This is a genomic window from Pseudoalteromonas sp. BSi20652, assembly GCF_000239855.1.
Lineage (GTDB): Bacteria > Pseudomonadota > Gammaproteobacteria > Enterobacterales > Alteromonadaceae > Pseudoalteromonas.
The window spans coordinates 1-9327 of sequence record NZ_BADT01000020.1 but is presented as its reverse complement, the minus strand read 5'-3'; the positions used below and the strand labels follow the sequence as shown (position 1 = coordinate 9327).

Below are 9327 nucleotides of genomic sequence, written 5' to 3'. Positions count from 1 at the left end.
TTTTTTAGGGATTTAGTTGGCAAGTAACACACAGTAAATCACATGTTGTTTTGATTATTTTTGCGTGTTGAGTAAATAAAACACAATGTTAACCTGCTTTGTTATTAAAAATTCCGCGTAAATAATAAAAACGAGCTTTGGGTTATTAATAATTTTCGCTTTATTATTCGTAAAATACCTCCATGTTTTAAATCAACATTGAGATATTTTTAAAATAATAATGGATGCCTACCTAAAACAGGTTTAATTCGGTCGTTATTTGTCAGTAATGGATTACTTGTTCAAAAATAGTGCAATCAATAACTTGCAGGGTTTATTGAACATTTTACACTATTAAATAATTGGATTAATCTGTAACTAACAGATCTAAATGATAAATAGGGAATAGATAAGAATAGATGGGAAAACGCGGGAGAAATAAGGGTTTAAGCCCAGTTTAAGTAAAATTAAGTGCGATCTTAAAAAGTGCGAAAAAATGATAATGTAAAGCGCGAAACCGTGATAAACACGGCTTAAATAGATAAATCAAAAAATCAGCTCAGCTTTTATAATCTTACCTAGAAGTCCCAAAGTTTTTAAAATATAACGCGATTCTGTTTCGCCACCTTCAACGTTAAAGACTAGATCTTTACGTTCAGTGCTATCAAATACCAATTTAAGCTTTGTTGCTGTCAGTACCATCTTTGCAGCGAAGTGCTCACCGTTCATCGGGTTTAGAAACGCATACATGCTATTTGCATCAATAGATTTTGAGTTTGTACTGATAAAAATAGTTGCCCCAAGGGGTATAAGCTTGTGTGAAGCCTCAGTGATTTTTACTTGCATCAGTTCACTTACTGCGTTGTAAGTCATATTTGGTTCATTAGCTGATTTGATTTCGTAGTAGCCTCTATCACCTGGCTTTAAAGCCTTTAACGCCTTGCTGATGGCGTCATCAGAAGCTTTAGAGTCTTCTAAGCGCTTAATTAACATCTGATCTAACGGCACATCAACCAATGCCGCAAACTCAACTAAGTAATCAAATGGAGGATCGCGACTATCTTCGTATTTAGATTGAGTATTTCTATGCACCCCCGTGCGCTCGGCAACCGTGCCTATATCTAAGAACACCCGTTCTCTTAGCGCTTTTAGATATTTATTGAATTTAGCCATAACGCTCAATTGCTCTGTTCGGATGATGGATATAATTATATTTAATCACACAAGCGAGTGCATGCAAAATAAAAATTAAAATCCCGCTGTTTTCCTAACCGCGATCCTTTCGCACTTAGAAGCGCGAAGTGCGATCCATCAAATACAAGCAACCAAAAAATAAATTATTAGTTAAATCAATTGTTTGATTTATTTGCACATCAACGTGTGCAAATAAATGTTGCATTCACATTTATGCGTGCGTATCTTTGTGTGCATGAACACAAAATACACACGTTAAGGTGCATTATATGGATGAGTTAGAAAGTCCAGGTTGGACGGTAACTGAAATAAAGTCAGCGTTAGAAACCGAGGGTTGGTCATGTCGCCAGCTCTCATTTAGTCGGGGTTATGAGTCGAATGCAGTGCAAAACGCATTACACAGACCGTACCCCGCAGCTGAAAAGATCATAGCTGAAACGCTTGGCGTAAGTGCCCGTGAGATATGGCCTGATCGCTATGGTATTGACGGCAAGCCTAACCGCAAGGCTGGGCGTCGTAAGCTCAAAAGGGGTGAATGATGGAACTATACACAGCACACCAAATAGCTGGTTATATGCTTGTCAATAAGCGCAGTATTCAGATAAGAGCTAAAAATGAAAACTGGCCTTTTACAGAGGTTAAAGGTAGAGGCGGAAAAGTGCGCAAATATGCACTTGCTGATCTTCCTGCACACATTGGTGTGCAAGTTAAAGAGGCCCTAATCAAAGAAACAAACAGCCCAGCAGCACACAGCGGCAAATCATATTTAAGTGTAAATGAGCAAACTGATCGCCTTAAAAACTCTGTAATAACAGAGCTTAAAGACCAAAACCTAAAGCAGCTTGCGGCACTGGAAAGTATTCCACCCAAGGCAAGTGCGAAATGCTGGGTTCTAAAAGAGGCAGAAAGCTTTGTAAGTGCGAACAACCTAGCCAAAGTTGCAGGGTTTGACCTATATAGCGAACGCTACAACAAAGGTCTAATCGACGTACCTGTAGAATACAGAAGCTTAATTCCATCAGTATCGCGCATTACATTAATACGCTGGCAAAAAACCGTAGCTGAAAAAGGTATAGCAGGGCTAGCTTTAAAGCCTAAGCGTAGCGGCAAATCAATCATCGACTCAGACAAAGAGCTAGCCGATTTTTGCATAGCCATGATCTACCAATACCCACACGTAAAAGCCACCCAAATAAAAGAGGGTTTAATTGCTCGTTTTTACCAAGTTGGTAAAGCACTACCAGCTGAAACCACAATTCGTGATTGGTTAACACGTTGGAAGCGCGAAAACAGCGCACTTTATACCAAAATGGCAAACCCAGACGCTTGGAAAAACAAGTATATGAGCGCCATGGGTAAAATGGACGAAAACGTAAAACGTCTTAACCAATTATGGGAGTTCGATTCAACCCCATCAGACGTAATGCTAACCGATGGCCGCCACTCACTAATCGGAATTATCGACGTATTTAGCCGCCGCGCAAAAGTCGTTATTCACCCAACCAGTGACAGCACCGGTATTTGTTTAGTTATCCGTAAAGCAATACTCGATTGGGGCATACCCGAAATAGCCCGCACCGATAACGGTAAAGACTACACCTCAATACAAATAAAAAGTGTGTTCGACGCGCTCGACATAAAGCACGAAACAACACGCCCGTTTTCAGGTGAAGAAAAGCCATACATAGAGCGCTTTTTCAAAACGTTCTCGCACGACATAGCCGAGCTGTTAACCGGTTACATCGGTCACAACGTGTCAGAACGCCAAGCAATCGAAGCACGCAAAACGTTTGCACAACGCCTATTAGCAAAGCAAGGCGGCGATAAGTCAGCTATCGAAATCAACATGACCGCGCAGCAGTTGCAAGAGTTCGTAGATAACTGGATAGAAAACCGCTACCACCACAAACCGCATAGCAACGTTGGTAATAAAACACCATTCGATTTATTCGCAGCAAGCCGCGACCAAATCAAAGTGATCAAAGACGAGCGTTTGCTTGATGTAATGCTACAGCCAATACCATCAAATCGCGGTTTACGCATGGTAGGCAAAGAAGGCATAAAACTAAGTGGCGGGTTCTATATAGCACCAGAGCTAGGCGCAATCGTAGGCGATGAAGTGCTATGTAAATGGGACCCTAAAAACGTTGGCCGTATTTACGTGTTTAACCGCATAAATAACGAGTTTATTTGTATCGCGGTAGACCACGAAATAGAGTCTGCGGGCATGACACGCCAGGATGTCGCGCACCATGCAAAACGCAGCCAATCTGCCGAAACATCGCGCAAGCTAAAAGAGCTTAAAAAGACCGCTAAAAGTGTCAACGTATCAGACATAGCAAACGAAGTGTTAGGGCATTACACAACCCAAAATAAAGCACTTTCAACACTGCCTAAACAGTCGGTTGAACACACCAACGTCATAACGCAATCAGCAATAAAAGCGCTAGACAGCAAGCCAGCAGTTGGCTTTAGCGACGAGCAATTAAGCGAGTTTGAAAAACGTCGTAAGCAGTTGGATGAAGAAACAGCAGTAGCAAACGTAAACCCAACACCGCTATTCGACAACCCGCAAAGTAAAGCCATGTTCCATAAAAAGCAGCGCTTAGAAAATCAGTTAAGTGATGTAGACGCGCTATGGCTAAACACGTGGGAGCAAAACAATCGCGCCACATCAAAGCGCCTAGACGACCTACTAAACGACATGAACCCAGCACCCGCTGCAACCACAAAATTACATAACCAGTAAAAGGAAAAACCATGAAAACTAAAATAGCAATCGTAAGCAACGTAGTAGCCACACAAATGATGGTAGAAGCGCTAAACCAGCGCGCTCATGGCGTGCCAGGTATTGGCCTTATTTACGGCGATCCAGGTCTTGGTAAAACCACCGCAACAGCATGGTTGGTTAACCGCTGCGACGGCATCTACATTCGTGCTACATCGGGCATGACATTAGCGCAGTTGTTACGTCAAATAGTTAAAGAACTAAGTGGCCCTGATATTTACACTCGTGAAGCCATGCTTAACTACATCATTGAGCACATGGCAATCCACAATCGCCCACTGTTTATAGATGAAGCCGACTACCTACTAAACGACAAAAACACACTCGAAATTGTGCGCGACATTCACGACCTAACCAACTGCCCAGTAGTACTTATTGGCATGGAATCAGTACGCCGTAAATTACAACGTCACCGTCAATTTTATAACCGTATATCAGAATGGTTAGAGTTTCAGCCAACCCAGCGCGAAGACCTGCAAATTATCGTCAATGCAGTCATAGAACCAACGCTCACAATACAAGATGACCTACTAAGTCAGCTGCTTAGCGACACCGACGGCGAGGTGCGTCGCATCATCACAGGACTATCAAAAATAGAAGCCTTTGCACTGGCGAATGGGTTAACGAGCATCGACCTACAACAGTGGGGCAATAAAGAATTTTTCCTTAAAAAAGCGTAAGGAGAAATTAGTGAGCCGCCCACAACTAAAAGACGCATGGCAAGCAATGAGAATCTTAAAAACATTCTCATTGCAACAAGTGCGCAATGCCATAGAGCACACAACGCTCGACAGTTTAAAAGCCTTTGCAAAGCGCCTAGTAGCAGCAAAAGCAATAGCCGAGCATGTTGATTACGAGCACATCACTTACACCGTTATAAACGCAGAATACAAGCCGTTTAAACAAGTCAATAACAGTGATGCAAAGCAAAAAAACTCAGGGAGACAGCGCATGTGGCAATCAATGCGAATCCTAAATGAATTTGACGCAGGACAAGTGGCTAGCACCGCCGATATATCGGTAGCCTCAGCGCGTTCATATATCTCAATTTTAAAAAAAGTAGGGTACATATTTGTTGTCAAATCAGCCCCACGAACAGGCTCAGTCATTGAGCGAGCAGGAGAGGCAACCATTTACCGCATGCTTAAAAATACCGGTCCTAAACGCCCGATCCCAAAAGCAACAGGCGTATTTGACCCAAACACAAACGAGCTAGTTGAGTTTAACGCCGTGCAACGTAAAACCGTAAAAATAGCGCCCGTCACACTGGGAGAAGCGCATGACTTCAACAACTAATTGGCTACACGTCTTAAAAGACGAAGTAGCAAAGCAAGGCATGCGCAGCGTTGCCGAAAAACTAGGCGTAAGTAAAGCCACAGTAAGCCAAGTAGTAAACGACAAATACAAAGCCTCTACACACGTAATACAGCAGCGTGTAGAGGGTGTATTTATGGCATCAACAGTAACTTGCCCAATCTTGGACGAAATACCGCTGAACGTATGCCTAGAACATCAAAACAGAAAGTTCGCAGCAACCAACCATGTACGCGTAGCGCTTTATAGAGCCTGTCGTAACGGTTGCCCATACTCAAAACTATGCGGGAGTAAATAACCATGCAACTACGCAACGCACTAAAAGAGTTACAAAAACAAGGGTTACAAATCCTAGACACACACCAAGGATTTAGCCGCCATGTAATTGAAGTGGCAGGCCAAGCCCCAGCACATTTACCCGTAATAACCGAAACAAAAAACGGGCGAACGCGACAAGTTCGCCCAGCCAAATTACACGGCCAAATTGTCATGTTTATAGAAGGATAAACCACTATGCCACAAGAATTTTTAATTAATCAAAAAGGCCACCAGGTGCCAGTTAAAGCTATACGCCCAGCCGACATAATTCGCCACGAATTTGTGCAAACGGCCATAGCTAAAGCCAAAGAGCAAAGCAAAGCATTAGCTGAGTTTAAAAAGCAGCAAATGAGCGAGTTTGACGCATTCATAGGCTTATTAGCGCAAGAGTACGCAGTAGAACTAGGTGGCACAAAAGGCAACGTCACCCTACGCAGTTTTGATCATAAGCAAAAAGTAACCTTGCAAGTGCAAGAAAGCATAGAGCTTGGCCCCGAGCTATTAGTAGCAAAAGAGCTAATAGACGAGTGCCTAAACGAATGGAGCGAGGGCGCAAACGAAAACCTAAAACTCATCATCGAACAAACCTTTGCCACCGACAAAAAAGGCAAAGTATCAGTGCAAAAAGTGCTAGGGCTACGCCGCCTTAAAATCAGCGACGACAGCGGCAAATGGCAGCGTGCAATGGACATTATAGCCGACTCAATACTGGTAATGGACTCAACCCGCTTTATTCGTTTTTACGAAACCGTAGGCGAGCACGAACACGCTATATCACTCGACATAGCAAAGCTATAAGGAGCAATTCATGGAAGGCATAACAATTCAAGTAAGCGAACACAGCGAGCTACAAAACATCGTAAACCAGGTAGCGCAAAGTAAAGAACCAGTAAGTATTAACTTTGTATTTCAAAACATCACCTTTGTAGTGCAAAGCCAACTGGTAAGTGTAAACCCAACAACATTAGGCCCAACCACAAAGCCTAATTAAGTAACCAAAAAGCGCGCACGGATGCGGCTTTTTATCAAAGTGCTTTACTAAAAACAAAAAGCATTTTGATAAAAATAAAGCAACAAAAGGAGGTCACATGGCCCTATTAATACAGCCCACATTAGAACTAAAACAGCTTGTTGCACTCGTTAAGTTTTTAGAGTGCTCACACAAGCTAGCAGTAGACACCAGCATATTTACAAACCAAGAAGCCAACGACATAGGTCAAAGCTATTTAAGCCTACGTGCGCAGCTAGAAGAGTTTAAAAATGACTAAAGCAAAGCTAATACAGCTTATACACATAGCCAAAGGGCAGTTAGGGCTAGACGACGACACCTACCGCGCCGCATTACTTGGCGCAGCGGGCAAAACCTCATGCAGCCAAATGAGCCTACCCGAGCTAAACAAAGTGTTAGAACACTTTAAAAAAGCAGGGTTTAAAACAAAGGCTAAACGCCGTTTAAGCCCTAAATCGTCACCAAAGCAATTAGGCGAAATAAACAAGATACGCGCAATTTGGATCACCATGCACAAACAAAGCTTTGTGCGCGATGGCTCAGAAACCGCCCTAGATGCCTACGTAAACCGCATGCTAAATCGTGCCAAGGTAGGCGCAAACGTGAGCTACCACACCCAGTTTTTAACGCTCACGCAAGCCATACAAGTGCTAGAGCCGCTTAAAAAATGGCATAAACGCGAAATGCTAAACCATTTAAAAGCAAACAACATGCAAGCGTACGAAGCATTTAACTGCCTTGTATCAGGCCAAACTTACGCACGGCCTATACCGCTTAGCACCGTACCCCATAAATCATACCCAGCCGTATGCAACATATTTGAGATCAGCACCAATGAAATTAACCCGTTGCCCCGTGTGTAAAAGCCATCTAAGCCTAGACCAGCTAGTGCAAGACGACGCAGGCAAAGAGCTATTAAGCATCGTAGCCAGCATCAACAAACGCACAGCCCAGGCATTGGTCGGTTACTTAGCCCTGTTTCGCCCAGCAAAGCAGGACTTAAGCGCCACACGTGCAGTAAAGCTAGCCCATGAAGTACTTGCCCTAACCGAGAACGTAGCGGCACTGGGCCACGCTATGGAGCAAACCACCAATTCAATCATGGCAAAGCGAGTAGGCCAGCCAAACATCAAGCCGCTTGCAAACCATAACTACTTAAAACAAGTGCTCACCACCTCACTAGAGCAAATAGTGCAGCCAACCGCAGCACAGCGTAGCCGCAGTATGGAAGTAAAACGCCAGGGCTTAGAAATGAGTGAGCAACAAAACCACCAAGCCTATTTAGAACAAATGAGCCGCTACGGCGCAAAAGTAAATAAGGAGGACAAATGAGGTTAGGCCAAAAGCTTGTATTACAAGCATTAGAAAAAGAGCAAAAGCGTTTAACGCTTAAAGCTCAAAAGGCCGCCCAGTTATCAGAGGACTTTATAAATGCATCCTCAAAAATTTCAGAGGTAAGGCTTAAAGCCAATGAAATGCTGCGAGCGGGCGAGTTTGAAAAAAGAGTGAACGAATTTGATGAACTAGCGAACCAAGAAAAAGCCGCACTCAAATTAATGAAAAAAGACCCAATAAAAGTTTTTGATGCTGAAAACTCAACCCGTGATGAACTCAACGATTTTAATAATGAACTTTCATTTTTAACAATGAGATATAACCGAGGTGGTTTATGAGCGAACAACAATCAGAGCTGTTTGGCGAAAGCGTAGAGCAGCTGCAAGACTGCCTAAGCAAGCTATCTACTGAGGATGCAGCCGAAGTACGTAAACGCTGGCCTAGCAACCTGCAATCACTTGCACTGCTTATCGAATCGCAGCTAACCAAAGCTAGCGTAAACAACCCGCAAGGGGTAGGCGAAGCCATAACACTAGCAATAGGCCATTACTTTGGCGGTCGCGACGTATACATACCCACCGACCAACGCCTAAAAGCAGCCCTGCGCGATATACAAATATGGCAAGAATACAAAGGCAACAACATCGAACAGCTTGCCAATAAATTTAAACTAACAGAGCGCCGTATAGCTGAAATAATCCAGCACCAACGCATTGTAGAAACCGAACGCCGCCAACGGAGACTATTTTAATGAGCAACACCATGAGTAAAGCGCCAATGAGCGAAGCAGTTAACATAGCAGCCGAGGCCGTAGAGTACGTAGATACACTAATAGTTGATATGTTAGAGGGCAAGTACCCAAACAACTACGTACTACTGGGCACACTGCTAGAACAGCACACCGACATACAAATACAGCTGCATGTTATGCAAGACGAAAACAAATTCATAGACGAAGTAGGCGCACCGCTTATAGTTAAAACTCCCGCAGCCCTTGAAAGCGTAAAAGCAGGCGATTTAGAGTTTATGCTTATTCACCACCCAAACAAGTTATTACAAGGCATTACCGAACTACAACAAAAAGTAAAGGAGCTAAGCCAATGAGCAGCACAATAAACGCCGCTGAAAAAATGCTACAAACCCAGCAGTTTTACAACTCACTTACCTTAGCTCAGGTGTTTGGTGTATCAACTAATCGTGCAGCCAGCTGGTTAAAAAACATTAAAGAACAAGAGGGCTACAAAACAATAGAAAGTAAAGACCAAAGCGGTGGCTTAAAAGTAGTATCAATCAATGGCAGAACAGCCAGTATAGAAGACCTGCAATGCAGAGCGCTTTTATTTAAGCGGCCAGCAATGCTTACAAGGCCGCAAATTTTAACCATAAAAAA

16 protein-coding genes are annotated in these 9327 nt (G+C 43.2%); 15 read left to right on the top strand and 1 reads right to left on the bottom strand.

Translation table 11 applies throughout. The features are described from left to right. Positions 1–525 precede the first annotated feature (525 nt). Positions 526–1152 carry a helix-turn-helix domain-containing protein gene (locus P20652_RS15715; RefSeq protein ID WP_008165842.1) on the bottom strand — a complete coding sequence of 209 codons (627 nt, stop codon included), beginning with the start codon at positions 1150–1152 and terminating at the stop codon, positions 526–528. A gap of 290 nt (positions 1153–1442) precedes the next feature. Here P20652_RS15715 and P20652_RS15720 point away from each other — a divergent pair, with 290 nt between their 5' ends. The 15 genes from P20652_RS15720 to P20652_RS17250 all read left to right on the top strand — a co-directional run. After that, on the top strand, positions 1443–1712 hold the full coding sequence (locus P20652_RS15720) for a helix-turn-helix domain-containing protein (RefSeq protein WP_008165840.1): 270 nt from the start codon (positions 1443–1445) through the stop codon (positions 1710–1712). Further along, a complete protein-coding gene (locus tag P20652_RS15725; protein ID WP_237707088.1) occupies positions 1709–3922 on the top strand; it encodes a DDE-type integrase/transposase/recombinase in 2214 nt (737 codons plus the stop codon). Before P20652_RS15720 ends, P20652_RS15725 begins: the two co-directional genes overlap by 4 nt. Positions 3923–3933: 11 nt before the next feature. Further along, positions 3934–4641 carry an AAA family ATPase gene (locus tag P20652_RS15730; RefSeq protein ID WP_008165836.1) on the top strand — a complete coding sequence of 236 codons (708 nt, stop codon included), beginning with the start codon at positions 3934–3936 and terminating at the stop codon, positions 4639–4641. A gap of 10 nt (positions 4642–4651) precedes the next feature. Next, on the top strand, positions 4652–5257 hold the full coding sequence (locus P20652_RS15735) for a hypothetical protein (RefSeq protein WP_008165833.1): 606 nt from the start codon (positions 4652–4654) through the stop codon (positions 5255–5257). Further along, on the top strand, positions 5241–5573 hold the full coding sequence (locus P20652_RS15740) for a LacI family DNA-binding transcriptional regulator (RefSeq protein WP_008165831.1): 333 nt from the start codon (positions 5241–5243) through the stop codon (positions 5571–5573). The genes P20652_RS15735 and P20652_RS15740 overlap by 17 nt, the downstream gene beginning before the upstream one ends. 2 nt (positions 5574–5575) lie before the next feature. Continuing rightward, positions 5576–5782: a hypothetical protein gene (locus P20652_RS15745; RefSeq protein ID WP_002960351.1), complete on the top strand. Its 207-nt coding sequence runs from the start codon at positions 5576–5578 to the stop codon at positions 5780–5782. A 6-nt stretch (positions 5783–5788) separates the two neighbouring features. After that, positions 5789–6391: a DUF3164 family protein gene (locus P20652_RS15750; RefSeq protein ID WP_008165829.1), complete on the top strand. Its 603-nt coding sequence runs from the start codon at positions 5789–5791 to the stop codon at positions 6389–6391. A 10-nt stretch (positions 6392–6401) separates the two neighbouring features. Next, entirely contained in the window at positions 6402–6584 is a 183-nt protein-coding gene (locus P20652_RS15755) for a hypothetical protein (protein WP_002960355.1), read from the top strand. 97 nt (positions 6585–6681) lie between these two features. Then, a complete protein-coding gene (locus P20652_RS15760; protein ID WP_008165826.1) occupies positions 6682–6861 on the top strand; it encodes a hypothetical protein in 180 nt (59 codons plus the stop codon). Continuing rightward, the gene (locus tag P20652_RS15765) at positions 6854–7465 is read left to right on the top strand and encodes a gp16 family protein (RefSeq protein ID WP_008165824.1); all 612 of its coding nucleotides are present in this window, start codon (positions 6854–6856) and stop codon (positions 7463–7465) included. Before P20652_RS15760 ends, P20652_RS15765 begins: the two co-directional genes overlap by 8 nt. Further along, a complete protein-coding gene (locus tag P20652_RS15770) occupies positions 7437–7934 on the top strand; it encodes a hypothetical protein (RefSeq protein WP_033016963.1) in 498 nt (165 codons plus the stop codon). Before P20652_RS15765 ends, P20652_RS15770 begins: the two co-directional genes overlap by 29 nt. Further along, positions 7931–8275: a hypothetical protein gene (locus P20652_RS15775; protein WP_008165821.1), complete on the top strand. Its 345-nt coding sequence runs from the start codon at positions 7931–7933 to the stop codon at positions 8273–8275. Before P20652_RS15770 ends, P20652_RS15775 begins: the two co-directional genes overlap by 4 nt. After that, positions 8272–8688, top strand: a complete 417-nt coding sequence (locus P20652_RS15780) for a Mor transcription activator family protein (protein WP_008165819.1) — start codon at positions 8272–8274, stop codon at positions 8686–8688. The genes P20652_RS15775 and P20652_RS15780 overlap by 4 nt, the downstream gene beginning before the upstream one ends. Beyond that, a complete protein-coding gene (locus P20652_RS19465; RefSeq protein ID WP_008165817.1) occupies positions 8688–9041 on the top strand; it encodes a hypothetical protein in 354 nt (117 codons plus the stop codon). Before P20652_RS15780 ends, P20652_RS19465 begins: the two co-directional genes overlap by 1 nt. Next, positions 9038–9327 (top strand): hypothetical protein (locus P20652_RS17250; RefSeq protein WP_050548186.1); only part of this gene is annotated, 290 nt, incomplete at its 3' end. The genes P20652_RS19465 and P20652_RS17250, both read left to right, overlap by 4 nt.